This window comes from Amycolatopsis sp. MtRt-6 (assembly GCF_017308975.1).
GTDB lineage: Bacteria > Actinomycetota > Actinomycetes > Mycobacteriales > Pseudonocardiaceae > Amycolatopsis.
Window position 1 is genome coordinate 333,460 of sequence record NZ_JADWPD010000004.1, and the last position, 14,719, is coordinate 348,178.

The 14,719-nt window shown below is 70.8% G+C and carries 13 protein-coding genes; 5 read left to right on the forward strand and 8 right to left on the reverse strand.

Annotated features, from left to right (window positions below):
- Positions 1–115: 115 nt before the first annotated feature.
- From I4Q55_RS10190 to I4Q55_RS10205, 4 genes are read left to right on the forward strand one after another with little or no spacing between them, the layout of a single operon-like run.
- Positions 116–1,411 (forward strand): extracellular solute-binding protein, encoded by a 1,296-nt coding sequence (locus I4Q55_RS10190; RefSeq protein WP_206786169.1) that lies wholly within the window; start codon positions 116–118, stop codon positions 1,409–1,411.
- A complete protein-coding gene (locus I4Q55_RS10195; RefSeq protein WP_206786172.1) occupies positions 1,408–2,379 on the forward strand; it encodes a carbohydrate ABC transporter permease in 972 nt (323 codons plus the stop codon). Before I4Q55_RS10190 ends, I4Q55_RS10195 begins: the two co-directional genes overlap by 4 nt.
- Positions 2,379–3,203 carry a carbohydrate ABC transporter permease gene (locus tag I4Q55_RS10200; protein WP_206786174.1) on the forward strand — a complete coding sequence of 275 codons (825 nt, stop codon included), beginning with the start codon at positions 2,379–2,381 and terminating at the stop codon, positions 3,201–3,203. Before I4Q55_RS10195 ends, I4Q55_RS10200 begins: the two co-directional genes overlap by 1 nt.
- Positions 3,204–3,218: 15 nt before the next feature.
- The gene (locus I4Q55_RS10205; RefSeq protein ID WP_206786177.1) at positions 3,219–6,254 is read left to right on the forward strand and encodes a glycosyl hydrolase 115 family protein; all 3,036 of its coding nucleotides are present in this window, start codon (positions 3,219–3,221) and stop codon (positions 6,252–6,254) included.
- 368 nt (positions 6,255–6,622) lie between these two features.
- On the opposite strand, the gene I4Q55_RS10210 is transcribed toward I4Q55_RS10205, so the two are convergent.
- The gene (locus tag I4Q55_RS10210) at positions 6,623–7,693 is read right to left on the reverse strand and encodes a LacI family DNA-binding transcriptional regulator (RefSeq protein ID WP_206786179.1); all 1,071 of its coding nucleotides are present in this window, start codon (positions 7,691–7,693) and stop codon (positions 6,623–6,625) included.
- A 131-nt stretch (positions 7,694–7,824) separates the two neighbouring features.
- On the opposite strand from I4Q55_RS10210, the gene I4Q55_RS10215 reads away from it, so the two are divergent.
- A complete protein-coding gene (locus I4Q55_RS10215; protein ID WP_307793170.1) occupies positions 7,825–8,799 on the forward strand; it encodes an endo-1,4-beta-xylanase in 975 nt (324 codons plus the stop codon).
- Here the strand turns inward: I4Q55_RS10215 and I4Q55_RS10220 are convergent.
- The 7 genes from I4Q55_RS10220 to I4Q55_RS10250 form a co-directional block, all read right to left on the reverse strand.
- Positions 8,789–9,331 carry a polysaccharide deacetylase family protein gene (locus tag I4Q55_RS10220; protein ID WP_206786182.1) on the reverse strand — a complete coding sequence of 181 codons (543 nt, stop codon included), beginning with the start codon at positions 9,329–9,331 and terminating at the stop codon, positions 8,789–8,791. The genes I4Q55_RS10215 and I4Q55_RS10220 overlap by 11 nt on opposite strands.
- Positions 9,331–10,263 (reverse strand): acyl-CoA desaturase, encoded by a 933-nt coding sequence (locus I4Q55_RS10225; RefSeq protein ID WP_206786184.1) that lies wholly within the window; start codon positions 10,261–10,263, stop codon positions 9,331–9,333. Before I4Q55_RS10225 ends, I4Q55_RS10220 begins: the two co-directional genes overlap by 1 nt.
- A 328-nt stretch (positions 10,264–10,591) precedes the next feature.
- Positions 10,592–10,795 carry a cold-shock protein gene (locus I4Q55_RS10230; protein WP_004558414.1) on the reverse strand — a complete coding sequence of 68 codons (204 nt, stop codon included), beginning with the start codon at positions 10,793–10,795 and terminating at the stop codon, positions 10,592–10,594.
- A 100-nt stretch (positions 10,796–10,895) separates the two neighbouring features.
- Positions 10,896–12,191 (reverse strand): class I SAM-dependent methyltransferase, encoded by a 1,296-nt coding sequence (locus tag I4Q55_RS10235; RefSeq protein ID WP_206786193.1) that lies wholly within the window; start codon positions 12,189–12,191, stop codon positions 10,896–10,898.
- Positions 12,173–13,579: an FAD-binding oxidoreductase gene (locus I4Q55_RS10240; protein ID WP_206786195.1), complete on the reverse strand. Its 1,407-nt coding sequence runs from the start codon at positions 13,577–13,579 to the stop codon at positions 12,173–12,175. The genes I4Q55_RS10235 and I4Q55_RS10240 overlap by 19 nt, the downstream gene beginning before the upstream one ends.
- A gap of 92 nt (positions 13,580–13,671) precedes the next feature.
- A complete protein-coding gene (locus tag I4Q55_RS10245) occupies positions 13,672–14,211 on the reverse strand; it encodes a DivIVA domain-containing protein (protein ID WP_206786197.1) in 540 nt (179 codons plus the stop codon).
- Complete coding sequence (locus I4Q55_RS10250; protein WP_206786199.1) at positions 14,208–14,642, reverse strand: DUF6292 family protein; 435 nt, start codon at positions 14,640–14,642, stop codon at positions 14,208–14,210. The genes I4Q55_RS10245 and I4Q55_RS10250 overlap by 4 nt, the downstream gene beginning before the upstream one ends.
- Positions 14,643–14,719 lie beyond the last annotated feature (77 nt).

The following is a 14,719-nucleotide window of genomic DNA, read 5'->3' on the forward strand; positions in this document are numbered from 1 at the left end:
AAACGTTATCGACAACGATTGACATCCCATTTGCCCCGGGAGCAGACTCTTCGCCAACCCGGGCGCGAGTGCCGCCCCGTCCAACTCGGCCGAAGTCGTCAGGAGTGGACCCACGATGTTTGTGAAACGCCGCATCACCGTTCTCGCCGCCCTCGCGGCGGTCGTCCCGCTCGCGCTGGCCGCGTGCAGCGGGGGGAGCGAAACCCCCGCGCAGCCGAGTGGCCCGGTCACCTTGACCTGGTGGCACAACGGCACCACCGACCCGATCAAGACGGTCTGGGAGAAGGTCGTCGCCGACTACCAGAAGGCGCACCCCGAGGTCACGATCAAGGCGCAGCCGCTGCAGAACGAGGACTTCAGCACCAAGGTCCCGCTCGCCCTGCAGTCGGCGGAGCCGCCGGACATCTACCAGTCCTGGGGCGCGGGCGACCTGGCCGGGCAGATCACCTCGGGCAAGGTCGCCGACATCACCGAAGACACCAAGCCGTGGATCGAACAGGCCACCGGCAAGTTCGGCGAGAAGTGGCAGGTCGACGGCAAGCAGTACGGCGTGCCGTTCACGCAGCACTTCGTCGGCTTCTGGTACCGCAAGGACCTCTTCCAGCAGGCGGGGATCACCACCCCGCCGAAGACCATGGACGAGCTGAACGCCGCCGTCACGGCGCTGAAGGCCAAGGGCATCGCGCCGATCGCGGTCGGCGGCAAGGACCGCTGGCCCGATGCTTTCTACTACAACTACTTCGCCATCCGCGAATGCTCGACCGCGGTGCTCCAGCAGTCGGTGAAGGCGGTCAAGCTCGAGGACCCGTGCTGGACGAGGGCCGGGCAGGACCTGAAGAACTTCCTGGCCACCGAACCGTTCCAGACCGGGTTCGCCGGCACCCCCGCCCAGCAGGGCGCCGGCAGCTCCGCCGGCCTCGTCGCCAACGGCAAGGCGGCGATGGAGCTGCAGGGCGACTGGGAGCCCGGCACGATGTCGTCGCTGACCGAGGACAAGGACCTCGAGTCGAAGATCGGCTGGTTCGCGTTCCCGACCGTGGCGGGTGGCCAGGGCGACCCGGCCGCCGTGCTCGGCGGCGGTGACGGCTACGCCTGCACCACTCGCGCGTTCAAGGCCTGCACGGCCTTCCTGCAGTACCTGGTCAGCGAGCCGGTGCAGACAGAGCTGTCCGCGAAGGGGACCGGCCTGCCCGTGAACGCCGTGTCCGCGAAGGCGCTGAAGACCGACGTGCTTCGGCAGGTCTACGACTACGGCACGAAGGCGCCGTACCTGCAGATGTACTTCGACCGGGCGTTCCCGACGGCGGTCGGCGCCGCGCTGAACGACGCGGTGGCCAACATGTTCGCCGGCCAGGGCACCCCCGAAGGCATCGTCACCGCCGTCAACCAGGCCGCGGCGGGCAACAAGTGACCACGGCGACGACCCCGGAGCGGACGGCGGCGCGGCCGTCCGCTCCGGCGGTCACCGCCCGCAAGCACCGGCCCCGGCTGCGCAAGCGGCTCGAGCTGACCCTGCTGCTCGGGCCGGCCCTGCTGCTGTTCTTCGGGTTCGTCCTGGTCCCGATCGGGATCGCGGCGTTCTACAGCGTCTTCAACTGGAACGGCTTCGGCCCGCTGGACGACTTCGTCGGCTTCAAGAACTACTCCGACGCCCTCGACGGCAAGGTGTTCCAGGGTGCCATCGTGCACAACCTGATCATCGCCGGGCTGTCGATCGTGGTGCAGCTGCCGCTGTCGATCGGCCTGGCGATGCTGCTCAACCGGAAGCTGCGGGGCCGCGCGGTGCTGCGCGCTTTCGTCTTCGCCCCCTACGTCCTTTCCGAGGCGATCACCGCCGTCATCTGGGCGCTCATGCTGCAGCCGGGCGGCTTCGCCGACCAGGTGCTGAAGGGCGCCGGGCTCGGCGGGCTGGTCCACAACTGGCTGGCCGACCCGGGCATCGTGCTCTACACGCTGTTCGCGGTGATCACCTGGAAGTACATCGGGTTCGGCATCATCCTGCTGCTCGCCGGGCTGCAGGGCGTGCCTGCCGAACTGCGCGAGGCCGCGGCGCTCGACGGGGCTTCGGCGTGGCAGACCACCCGCCACGTCGTGCTGCCCCTGCTCGGGCCGACCATCCGGATCTGGATCTTCCTGTCGGTGATCGGCTCGCTCCAGCTGTTCGACGTCGTCTGGATCATGACCCAGGGCGGCCCGGCGAACGCCTCGACGACGATGGCGACCTACCTGATCGACCACGGCTTCAAGCGCTACGAGTTCGGGTTCGGCTCCGCCGTGGCGGTGATCCTGTTCGTCATCTGCTTCGTGTTCGCCCTGCTGTACCAGCGGTTCGCGCTCCGCCGCGACACCCAGGGCGCCCTGACCAGGATGGTGGGCTGATGCGCTCGGGCAAGTTCGGCCTGTCGATGGGCTACCTCGCGGCGATCGTGGTGGTCGGCGTGACCGTCGTGCCGCTGCTGTTCGTGGCGCTCGGCGGGTTCCGCACCAACGCGCAGCTCAACTCCGACCCGGCCGGGCTGCCGGGGCCGTGGGTGTTCGACAACTACGCCTCGGTGCTCGGGTCGAGCGCGTTCTGGACGTTCCTCGGCAACAGCGCGCTGATCGCGGTGATCGCCACGGCGCTCGCCGTCGGGTTCGGTTCGATGGCCGGGTACGCGCTCTCGCGGTACCACTTCAAGGGCCGGGAGGCGTTCTACACGCTGTTCACCCTCGGCCTGCTGTTCCCGCTCGGCGTGGCGACGCTGCCGCTGTACCTGTGGCTGCGCCAGCTCGGCCTGCTCGAAAGCTTCTGGGGGGTGGCGATCCCGGAGGCGGCGTTCTCGCTGCCGGTGACCATCGTGATCCTGCGCCCGTTCATGCACGCCATCCCGGGCGAGCTCGAGGACGCGGCCGTGCTCGACGGCACGACCCGGCTCGGGTTCTTCTGGCGGATCCTGCTGCCGCTCTCGGCGCCCGCGCTGACCACGGTCGCCGTGCTCGCCTTCGTCACCAGCTGGAACGCCTACCTGCTGCCGCTGCTGGTGTTCAACGACGCCGGGAACTTCACGCTCCCGCTCGGCGTCGCCATGTTCCAGTCCCAGTTCTCCCAGGACACCGCCCGCGTGCTCGCGTTCACCGCCTTGTCGGCGATCCCGGCGCTCGCGTTCTTCGTGCTCGCCGAACGGCGCATCGTCGGCGGGCTGACCGGATCCGTGAAGGGCTGACTCAGGAGGTCTGCCGTGCCGTCCGAGGTACACCGCCGTGCCTTCCTGCAACTACTCGCCGTGGCCGGGGCCGCGGGATCCGTAGCCCTGCCGGGCCTCGCCGAAGCCGGGACGGGCTTCCCGTTGGTGTCGCGGGGAAAGGCCGCGACGATCGTCGTCGGCTCGGGCGACTTCCCCGGCGTCCGGCGGGTCGTGGGCGACCTGGCCGCCGACATCGAGCGTGTCACGGGCGTGCGGCCCGCGGTGGCGTTCGACGTCGTTCCCGCGCGGGGGCCGGTCGTCGTGGTCGGCACCCTCGGCCGCAGCCCGCTGGTCGACGAGCTGGTCGCCGCCGGGAAGCTCGACGTCACCGGGATCGCCGGGAAGTGGGAGACGTCGCTGAGCCAGGTCGTCGACGGCCGGCTGGTGCTCACCGGCAGTGACCAGCGCGGCGTGATCTACGGCGTCTACGAGGTGTCCCGGCGCATCGGCGTCTCGCCCTGGTACTGGTGGGCGGACGTGCCGCCGCGGCGGCGGGCGGAGCTGCACCTGCCGGGGGAGCGGTTCAGCCTCGGCACCCCGCACGTGAAGTACCGCGGGTTCTTCATCAACGACGAGAACCCGGCGCTCGGCACCTGGGCGCCCGCGTACTTCGGGCCCGGCAAGGCGCCGGGCTTCCCGAACGGCTTCAACCACCTGTTCTTCGCCAAGGTCTTCGAGACCATGCTGCGGCTGCGGGCCAACTATCTCTGGCCGGCGGTGTGGGGACGCGCGTTCGCCGAGGACGACCCGCTCAACCACGCCACGGCGAAGGAGTACGGGATCGTCATGGGCACCTCGCACGAGGCGCCGATGATGCGGGGCATCGAGGAGTGGAACCGGCACGCGGTGCCCGCGGTCCGGGACGCGGCCGGGAACATCACCACACCGGGCCACGACCCGTACGGCGGCACGGGGGAGTGGAGCTTCCGCCGCAACGGCGAGGCGATCAAGGCCTACTGGACCGACGGGATCCGCCGGATGGTCCGCGAGGACTTCGAAGGCGTCGTCACGCTCGGCATGCGCGGCAACGGCGACGTCAGCCTGCCCGACGGCGACGGCATCGAGCTGATGCGGGAGATCATCGCCACCGAACGGGAGATCCTCGCCCGCGAAACCGGCCGGGACCTCACCACGGTGCCGCAGGTCTGGACGCTGTACAAGGAAGTCCAGCGGTACTGGGCCAAGGGCCTGCGCCCACCCGACGACGTCATCGTCGTGTTCACCGACGACAACTGGGGCAACATCCGCAAGACGCCCGACCTGTCCCTGCCGCCGCACCCCGGCGGGTACGGGCTCTACTACCACTTCGACTACGTCGGCGGCGGCCGCAACTACAAGTGGGTCGACACCGCGCTGCTCGCGAACACGTGGGAACAGCTGCACCAGGCCTACGCCTACGGCAACGACCGGCTGTGGGTGGCCAACGTCGGGGACATGAAGAGCAACGAGCTGCCGCTGCAGTTCTTCCTCGACTACGCCTGGGACCCCGCCTCGCTGCCGGCCGAACGACTGTCCACCTGGGAGCGCTCGTTCGCCGCGGAGAACTTCGGCGCGGCGCTGGCGTCCGACGTCGCCGCGGTGCTGCACGACTACGGGCGCCTGCAGTCCCGCCGCAAGCCGGAGCTGCTCAACCGCCGGATCACGGTGGACGCCGCCGGCGCGATCACCTACGACGATCAGATGACACCGTTCAGCCTGGTCAACTACGGCGAGCTGGACCGGGTCACGCAGGAGTGGCAGCACCTCGGGGCACGGGTGGCGAAGATCGAGGCGCGGCTCCCGGCGGCCTACCGCGACGCCTTCTACGAGCTGGTGCAGTACGCGGCCCAGGCGACGGCGAACCTGTACGCGCTGCGACGGGCCGAGTTCACGAACCTGCTGTACGCGGCACAGGGCCGGGCGTCGGCGAACGCCCTGGCCGCCGTCACCGAAGCCCGCTTCGCCGACGACCTCGCGCTGGCGGCGAAGTACAACACCGGCATCGCGAACGGCAAGTGGAACGGGTTCCAGACCCAGCCGCACATCGGCTACGGCGACGTCGAGCGCTACGGCCCGAACGCGCCGTGGCAGCAGCCGGAGAAGGACAACGTGGCCCTGCCGGACGTGATCTTCCCGGCGGTTCGCCGCGTGGACGTGCCGGCCGCGGCCGCGCTGGGGGTCGCCGTCGACGGCTCGCCGGACGCGTGGCCCGGCGCCGCGGGCCGGCCGGCGTTGCCGGAGTTCAGCCCGTACCAAACCGCGCCACCGCAGTACATCGACGTCTTCAACCGCGGCCGGGAATCGTTCCGCTGCACTGTTTCCCCGGGGGCGCCGTGGGTACTGGTCGAGCCCCGCGGCGGGCGGGTCACCGAGGAGCTGCGGATGACCGTCCGGATCGACTGGAGCCGGGCCCCGAAGGGCACCACGACGGTGCCGATCACGGTGTCGGGCACGGGGAGTTCGGTCGTGGTGGACGCCGTGGTGCGCAAGCCGGAGCTGCCGGCCCGCGGGTTCGTCGAGGCCGGCGGGTACGTGTCGATCGAGGCCGAGCACTGCAGCGCGAACATCCGTGCCGCGGACGTCGCCTGGCGGCGCATCCCGGACATCGGACGGACCGGCGCGGGGATGACCCCGTTCCCGGTGACGGCGGCGAGCCGCGCACCGGGAGCGGGGCCGCGCCTGGAGTACCGGATGACGTTGTTCACGACCGGACCGGTGACAGTGTGGGCGTACCTGTCCCCGCGCAGCAACGTGCTCGCGGGCGACGGGCTGAGGTACGCGGTGTCGTTCGACGACGCGGAGCCGCAGGTCGTGAACATCACGAAGGCGACGGGCGCGGACGACACGTCCATGAACCGCCAGTGGGAGCGCACGACGTCGGACAACGTGAACCTGACGGCGACCCGGCACGTGATCGGCGCGGCGGGCCCGCACGTGCTGAAGTTCTGGATGGTCGACCCGGCGGTGATCGTGCAGAAGCTGGTGGTCGACACGGGAGGGTTGCGGGCGAGCTACCTGGGCCCGCCGGAGAGCACGCGGCGGCCGTGGTGAGGGGGCTCGCGGGAGTCACCGTGGTGGGTGTGGTTGTGGGAGCGCCTGCGGTGGCCGCGGTGGGTGTGGTTGTGGGAGCGCCTGCGGTGGCCGCGGTGGGCGAGATTGCGGAAGTGCCTGCGGTGGGGGTGGTGGGCGTGGTCGCCGGAGCGCCTGCGGTCACCGTGGTGAGCGAACTCGCCGGAGAGCGCGGAGCGAAGGGGCGCAACCCGAGTCCGTGCCGGCGGGAAGGGTTGCCGAGCACCCGCCCGCCGGGGGCGCCCCCCGTTTTCCACTCTACCGGTGGCCACCGACAGTTCCGGGGTCCGGAAACCGCTGACCGACCGCCGGCGCCGCGCCCGCCGGCCGTGGATCAGCCCTGGTCCGCCCTATCTCGCTCCGCCGGTCAGCACCCGGTAGCCCCGGTGGGCCGGCGCCGCCGTGCTGTGGCGGACCACCAGGCTCGTCGCCAGCTCGAGGCGGTGGCTCTCCGGATCCACCCCGCGGGCCAGCGAAATCGCCAGCCGGGCGCCGGCCGCCGCCATCTCCTGCAGGGGCTGGCGGACCGTTGTCAGCTCCGGGGTCAGCCAGCGGGCGATCGGCAGGTCGTCGAAGCCCACCACCGAAAGGTCGTCCGGGATGCGCAGCCCCGCGTCGCGGGCCGCCTCGTACACGCCGAGTGCCTGCAGGTCGCTGCCGGCGAACACCGCCGTCGGCCGGTCGGGGAGGGTGAGCAGTGAAGCCAGTTCGCGGTAGCCGGCCCGGACGTGGAAGTCGCCGCGGCGCACCAGCGCCGGGTCGAACGCCAGCCCGGCCGTCTCCAGCGCCGTGCGGTAGCCGTCGATCCGGGCCCGGCTGCACAGGACTCCCTCGGGCCCGCCGATCATCGCGATCCGGCGGTGGCCCAGCTCCACGAGGTGCCGGGTGGCCGTCAGCCCGCCCTGCCAGTTCGTGGCCCCGATCGAGGGCGTCTCCGGCCCGGGCGCGCCGGCCGGGTCGACCACGACCAGCGGGATGTCCCGGGCCCGGAGCTTCGCCAGCTGCCCGCCGGTGAAGTCCGAGCACACCGAAACGATGCCCACCGGCCGCCGGGCGAGGACGCTCTCCAGCCAGCTCTGCCCGGGCGTGTGCCGGCCCGACGATTCCGCCAGCACGACCGCCATTCCGTTTTCGCGGGCCACGCACTCCACCCCGCGGATGATTTCCAGGGCCCACGTGCTTTCGAGTTCGTGGAACATCAGCTCCAGCAGCCGGGAACGGCGGGATCGTTCGTCGGCGCGGCGCCGGTACCCGTATTTCCCGATGACGGCCTCGACGCGGGCGCGGGTGCTTTCGGCGACGTCGGGGCGGCCGTTCAACACTTTCGAAACTGTCGGGACGGAGACACCGGTCTCGGCGGCGATCCGGGCGATGGTCACCCGTGCCTCGGTCGGCTCGAGCTCGTCAGACTTCGTTGTCATGAAGGAGATTCTAGGTCATCGAAACCTGATTTGAAACGGTTGGAAAGTTTCGGAGCACCATTGTCACGTGGAGGATGAAGATGCCGGGAAGAATTCCTAAGAAACGCGTCCTTGCGACGGTTGCGGCCCTCGTGGGTATTGCCGCGTGGCAGGCGCCGGCCGCTTCGGCGGCGCCGGCTTCACTGCCGCTGCAATACACCACGAACCGTTACGTCGGCAGTGCGGTCGCCGCGGCCTACCTGACCTCGGAAGCCGATTACCGGGCGGTGCTCACCCGGGAATTCGACAATGTGACCCCCGAGAACGAGATGAAGTGGGCCACGATCGAAGCCGTGCGCGGCCAGTACGACTGGTCGGGTGCGGACGCGATCGTCCAGTACGCGCAGAAGCACCACAAGACCGTCCGCGGCCACACGCTGGTCTGGCACTCCCAGCTCCCGGACTGGGTCGGCGCGCTGCCCGCCGACGAGCTCCGCCGGGTCCTGCGCGACCACGTCACCACGGAAGTCAAGCGGTACAAGGGAAAGATCCGCGCCTGGGACGTCGTCAACGAGATCTTCGACGAGGACGGCACCTGGCGTGACACGGTCTTCCACCAGAAGCTCGGGGAGGGCTTCGTCGCCGACGTCTTCCGCTGGGCGCACGCGGCCGACCCACACGCGAAGCTGTACATCAACGACTACAACATCGAAGGGATCAACCCGAAGAGCGACGCGGTGTACAACCTGGTGAAGACGCTGCGGAAGCAGGGCGTGCCGATCAGCGGCGTCGGCATCCAGGGGCACCTGTCGATCCAGTACGGCTTCCCGGGTCAGTACCGCGAGAACCTGGCCCGCTTCGCCAGGATCGGCGTGGAAACGGCGATCACCGAGGCCGACGTCCGGATCCCGATGCCGCCCGACCCGGCCAAGCTCGCGACCCAGGCCGAGTACTTCGGGCAGCTGTGGGACGGCTGCCACGCCGTGCGCAAGTGCGTCGAGTTCACGACGTGGGGGTTCACCGACCGGCACTCGTGGGTCCCGGACGTCTTCCCCGGTGAAGGCGCGGCCTGCCTGTTCGACGAGAACCTGCGCCCGAAGCCGGCGTACTACCGCCTCAACCCCTGACCGGACCGGAACGCAGCCCGCGCGCGGTGAGCGCGGCGAGGATGCGGGGCACCGCTTCCACCGTGGCCGGGCGGCCGTCGTGCATCAGCACGACGCCGCCCGGCTGCGCGTCCCCGGCCGCGGCGACGATCTCGCCGACGGAACAGCCGGCCCAGTCGCGGGTGTCGACGCTCCACAGCACCTCGGTGAGCTCGTGCGCGGCCAGTGTCGCCGCGACCGAGGCGTCCGTGTCGCCGTAGGGCGGCCGGAACAACGACGGCCGGATCCCGGTCAGCCGCGTCAGCAGGTCCTGCGTGCGCCGGACCTCCCGGTCGCGGCCGGTCGCGGGCAGCGTGGTCAGCCGCGGGTGCGTCCACGTGTGGTTGCCGATCGCGTGCCCGGCCGCGGCGATCGCCCGGACCAGGTCCGGGTGCGCCTCGGCGTGCTCGCCCCACAGGAAGAACGTCGCCCGCGTGCCGCCGAGCGCGGCCGGCAGCGCCGGGGTCGTCTCCGGGTACGGGCCGTCGTCGAAGGTCAGGGCGACGGTGTCCATCAGCGGGCCAGCGCCGCCAGCCGCTTCGCCGTCGGCCAGCGGACGTTCCACGCCCAGCCCAGCTTCTCGAACACCCAGATCACCCGGGCCGAGACGTCGAGCTGGCCGCGCAGCACGCCGTGGCGGGCCGACGTCGGGTCCGCGTGGTGGGTGTTGTGCCACGACTCGCCCATCGACAGCAGCGCCAGCGGCCAGAAGTTCGCCGAGCGGTCGCGGCTGGCGAACGGGCGCTCGCCGATCATGTGGCAGATCGAGTTCACCGACCACGTCACGTGGTGCTGGAAGGAGATGCGGGCCAGGCCCGCCCAGAGGAACGCGGTCAGCGCGCCCCACCACGACAGCGTGATCAGCCCGCCGAGCAGCGGCGGGAGCAGCAGGCTCAGCACCACCCACAGCGGGAAGAGCCGGTCGACGACGCGTAGGTCGCGGTCGGCGGCCAGGTCCGGGGCGAACCGGTCGACGTTGGTCTTGTCGCGGCCGAAGAGCCAGCCCATGTGCGCGTGCCAGAAGCCGCGGACCAGCGCCACCGGCGACGTGCCGAACAGCCACGGCGAGTGCGGGTCGCCGTCCCGGTCGGAGAAGGCGTGGTGCCGCCGGTGGTCGGCGACCCAGCCGATCACCGGGCCCTGCGCGGCGAGCCCGCCGGCCACGGCCAGTGCGATCCGCAGGGCCCGCTTCGCCCGGAAGGAGCCGTGGGTGAAGTAGCGGTGGTAACCGACGGTGACCCCGAGCGTCGACACCACGAAGAACGCGCCGCCGATCGCGAGGTCGACCCAGCTGATGCCCCAGCCCCAGAACACCGGGACCGCGACGGCCAGCGCCACGAACGGGACCAGCAGGAACGTGCGGATGGTGATCAGCTCGGGGATGGTCTGCTTGCCGGAGAGCACGGGTTTCGGGGCCGGACGGGCTGCCTTCACGGAGGCGGTCATGCACTACTCGATTCGAGGTCTACGCCGCGCCGGACCGGGCCGGGCGCGGAAGGCCGGGGAGCGGGAACACCCGGCGGTCAGCGGTCGGGAGGTGGCCGGGCGGGTCGCCGCTCCTGCCGGCGATCGGCCTCGGGCCACCGTGCGAGAGTGAAGCCGGCGGGACGCCGGCATACGAGGTGCTCTCGTCTGCGCCCAGTTTACCGGATCGTTGTGAATACGCAGTGTGGGCGGAACCGGATGTGGGGTGGAGCAGGGGGCGGAAACAGGGGTGGACACGAGAAAGGCCCTCGCCCCTGGTCGGGGCGAGGGCCTCAGGCTGCCTCGTGGCTCAGATGACGCTGACGCGCTGGGCCTGCGGGCCCTTCTGGCCCTGGCCGATTTCGAACTCCACGCGCTGACCCTCGTCGAGCGACTTGAAGCCGCTGCCCTGGATCTCGGAGTAGTGGACGAACACGTCCGGACCCCCGCCGTCCTGCGCGATGAAGCCGAAGCCCTTTTCGCCGTTGAACCACTTGACACTGCCCTGAGCCATACCCATACCTACTCTTTGTAGTGAGCCTGGGCGTCCCGTTCGGACACCCGGTCTCGCGACCATCCTCCCATTGCCGGACCGGAGAGGCCACCCCCGGTGGTCAAACTCCCCAATCGGGTCGCAGCGGCATGCCCATTCCGCCCTCGCTGTCGGTCCGCACCCCGAGGATGTGGTGCAGTTCGATCTCGCGCCGTTCGAAGGCCAGCCGGCAGGCCGCGAGGTAGAGCGCCCACACCCGGCTGCGCCCGGCGCCCGCCTCGGCGACGGCCTCGTCCCAGTGCTCGTCGAGGTTGGCGCACCACCCGGCCAGGGTCTTCGCGTAGTGCTCGCGGAAGTTCTCCGAGTGGCGCACCTCCAGCCCGGCGTCGTGCATGGCCGTCATCAGCTCGCCGGGCGCCTCGAGCTCGCCGTCCGGGAAGACGTAGCGGTCGATGAACCCGCGCGAGCGGTGCGCGACGCTGGTGTCCGGGTTGGTGATGCAGTGGTTGAGCAGCCGCCCGTGCGCCTTGAGCTTGCCGGCCAGGAAGCGGAAGTAGCCGGGCACGTTGCGCGCGCCGATGTGCTCGGTCAGGCCGATCGACGAGATCGCGTCGAAGCCGGTCTCGGTGACGTCCCGGTAGTCCTGGTGCCGGATCTCGGCGCGGTCGGCGATGCCGAGCGCGACGATGTTCTTCTGCGCCCACTGGGCCTGTTCACGCGAAAGGGTGACACCGATGGCCTCGACGCCGTAGTGCCGGACGGCGTGCGCGACCATCCCGCCCCAGCCGCAGCCGACGTCGAGCAGCTTCATCCCGGGCTGGAGGCCGAGCTTCTTGCAGATCAGGTCGAACTTGTGCGCCTGCGCCTCCTCCAGCGTGGCGTCCGCGTGCGGGAACACCGCGCACGTGTAGGCCATCGACGGGCCGAGGACCAGCTCGTAGAACCGGTTGGACACGTCGTAGTGGCTGGCGATGGCCTCGCTGTCGCGCACCTTCGAGTGCCGCAGCGCGGTCAGCCCGCGCCGGAACCGGCTCGGGTGCTCCTCGGCCGGCGGCTTGACCACCCGCAGGTGGCGCGGGCCGAGCTTGCGCAGCAGCCACAGCCGGTCGGCCGGGGTGAGCTGGTCGACCTGCGCCGACAGGGCGTGCAGTGCGGTGTAGAGGTCGCCCTTGACCTCGATCGCGCCGGCGACGTACGCGCGGGCGAGGCCGAGGTCGCCGGGGGAGGACATCAGGTAGTCCAGCGCCAGCGGCGAGTGCACCTCGAAGGCCACCGGCGCGTCGGCCGGGCCGCTGCGGCTGCCGTCGTAGGCGGTGATCGACACCTGGGCGCGCGGTCCGAGCAGCCGCTCGAACACGGCGCCGACGGTGATGTTTTCCTGGGTCACGTTCGTTCCTTTCACCGGCGGCGGACGCATTTTTCGTAGAGGCCGAGCAGCCGCTCGCGCGGGTCGTAGGCGCGCTTGAGCTTCCGGTAGGCGTCGCCGTTGTACAGCCGCCAGAACTCGTCCTCGGTGTAGAAGCTGTCGGAGTAGAGCGACTTGTGGCCGCCGAGCCGGGTGACCTCGGCTTCGATCATCCGGTTGTGCACGCCGTCGCGCTCGCCGGGGTCGAGGGGCACGGCCGACCAGAACCCGAAGTTGACGTACAGCTCCTCGGGGTCCAGTTCGTACAGCGGCCAGCGGATGCCGCCGGGCCGCTGCCGCAGCGGGCAGATCCAGACCGGGCTGATCGGGATTTCCCGTTCGAAGAATTCGAGGAACTCCGCGGCCCGGCCGAGCGGGACCTCGATGTCCTGCACGATCGTCTCTTCCGGCGGCAGCCGCCGCAGCTTCAGCAGCCGCTCGGCGATCCGGAACCGCCGGTCGAGCGCGACGGCCTTCCAGTACACCGAGGACCGCAGGAACCGGCGGCCGAGCAGCAGCCGGGGCAGCCGGTGCTGGACGCCGAACGCGCGCGAGCACCAGAACCAGTCGGTGTCCCAGCGCCAGAGGTAGTCGCGGACGGTGAGGTGGTCGGTCTCGCGGCGCTGGATGGAGCGGTAGTAGATGTCCAGCCAGGTGTAGTCGCTCGTCGCGGGCGCGGTGTCGGTGAACGTGCCGAGCGTCAGGTACAGCTCGTCCGGGCCGAAGACCGTGCCGTCGACGAAATCGACGTGCTCGCCCTCGTACTCGCTCGTCGCGCAGACCTCGCCGAGCGCCTCGAAGTACTTCCCGCGGTCGTGGTGGCGGACGTGCCGCAGCTTCACGAAGGGTTTCACCGGTTCCAGGAGGATCCGCAGCCGCAGCGCGTAGCCGAGGGTGCCGTAGGAGTTGGGGAAGCCGTGGAACAGGTCGCGGTGCTCGTTGTCCGGCGTGGCGACGACGATCTCGCCGTCGCCGGTGAGCACCTCGAGCTCCAGCACCGATTCGTGCGGCATGCCGTTGCGGAACGACGAGGACTCGATGCCGAGCCCGGTCACCGCGCCGCCGAGGGTGATCGTCTTCAGCTGCGGCACGACCAGCGGCATCAGGCCGTGCGGCAGCGTGGCGTCGACGAGCTGCTCGTAGGTGACCATGCCCTCGACGTCGGCGGTGCGGGTCTCCGGGTCCACCCGCAGGACGTGGGTGAACCCGGAGACGTCGAGGCCGGGGTGCTTCGTCGCGGCACGGGAACGGAAGAGGTTGGACGTCCGTTTCGCCAGCCGGACGGTGGTTTCACCGTCGATCGCGGTGAGTTGCTGTCTCAGGGCGTCGACGCGGGCTTCGTGCGCGGGGAAGGCCGGGCCCGGACGGGCTTCGGGCACCCCCGCCTGATCGGTGGTCACGTCGTTGATCCTGCCTCACCGGCGGCCCGGGTGGCTCGTCGAGCATCGTGAAATGACTCATTCACGTAAGTGGTTCCCGGGCGCGGGCCGGCTCACGCGACCGCGCGCAGCGGCGGTTGCTCCTCGAGGACCGATTCGGCGTCGGCGAGGTAGGCGTCGATCCGCCGCAGCCGGTCGGCGGTGCGGCGCTCGATTTCGGCCAGCCGGTCGGCTCGGCGGCGGGCGTCGTCGACGATCCGGTACGCCTGCGCGCGGGCGTCGGCGGTCCGCTGCCGGGCGGCCTCCTCCGCCTCCCGGACGATCGCGGCGGCGCGTTCCCGGGCGGTCGTGACGACCGCGCCGGCTTCGGCGTGCGCCAGTTCGAGCAGGTGCCGGACGCGGTCGCCGACGGCGGCCGGGTCGGCGGGGGCGCGGCACAGCCGGTCGGCGCGGGCGCTCAGCTCGGCGTGGTCGGCGCGGGCCCGTTCGAGCTGCCGCGCGAGGGTTTCGGCCTCGGCGACGGCCGCGTCGCGGTCGGCCGTCAGCAGGTGGATCTCGGCGAGGAGCTCGTCGATCCGCTCGTCGACCTGCTCGCGGTCGTAGCCGCGGAACGTCAGCGCGAAGCTCTCCGGCAGGGGCAGCGGCGCCGTCATCGGGCCGCGGCCGGACGGCGCAGCAGCGCGGCGAGCGCGCCGGCGTCCCCCGCGGTCCGCAGCCGCACCGGATCGGGCCGTCCCACGGTGTGGTCGTCTTCGTGCAGGGCGGTGACGAACCGCGCGACCCGGCGTGGCGACGGGACGACCTCGTCGCCCAGGTAGCGCAGGACGATCAGGTCTTCGCCGGAGTGCGTCTCGATCGCCGCCGCCCAGCCGCGTTCCTCGTCCCACAGCAGGGCCACGTCACGGTCGGGGTAGTGCGGCAGCCGGGTGTCGAGGGCGACGTAGGCGGAAACCGGGCTGTCGTGGTCGAGCGTGCACGACTCGAGGCCGATCCCGAGCTCGGCGGTGACGTCGCGGAGGTACTCGAGCAGCGCGGGGACGGCGGGGTGCTGGTAACCGGTCGGGAGTTCGATCGATGCGGTCACGGGGGTTCTTCGCCTTTCTCTCTCGGATACTTCGGTTCTAACATGTCATCCTTTCGATGACAAGTGAGATGTCGCCG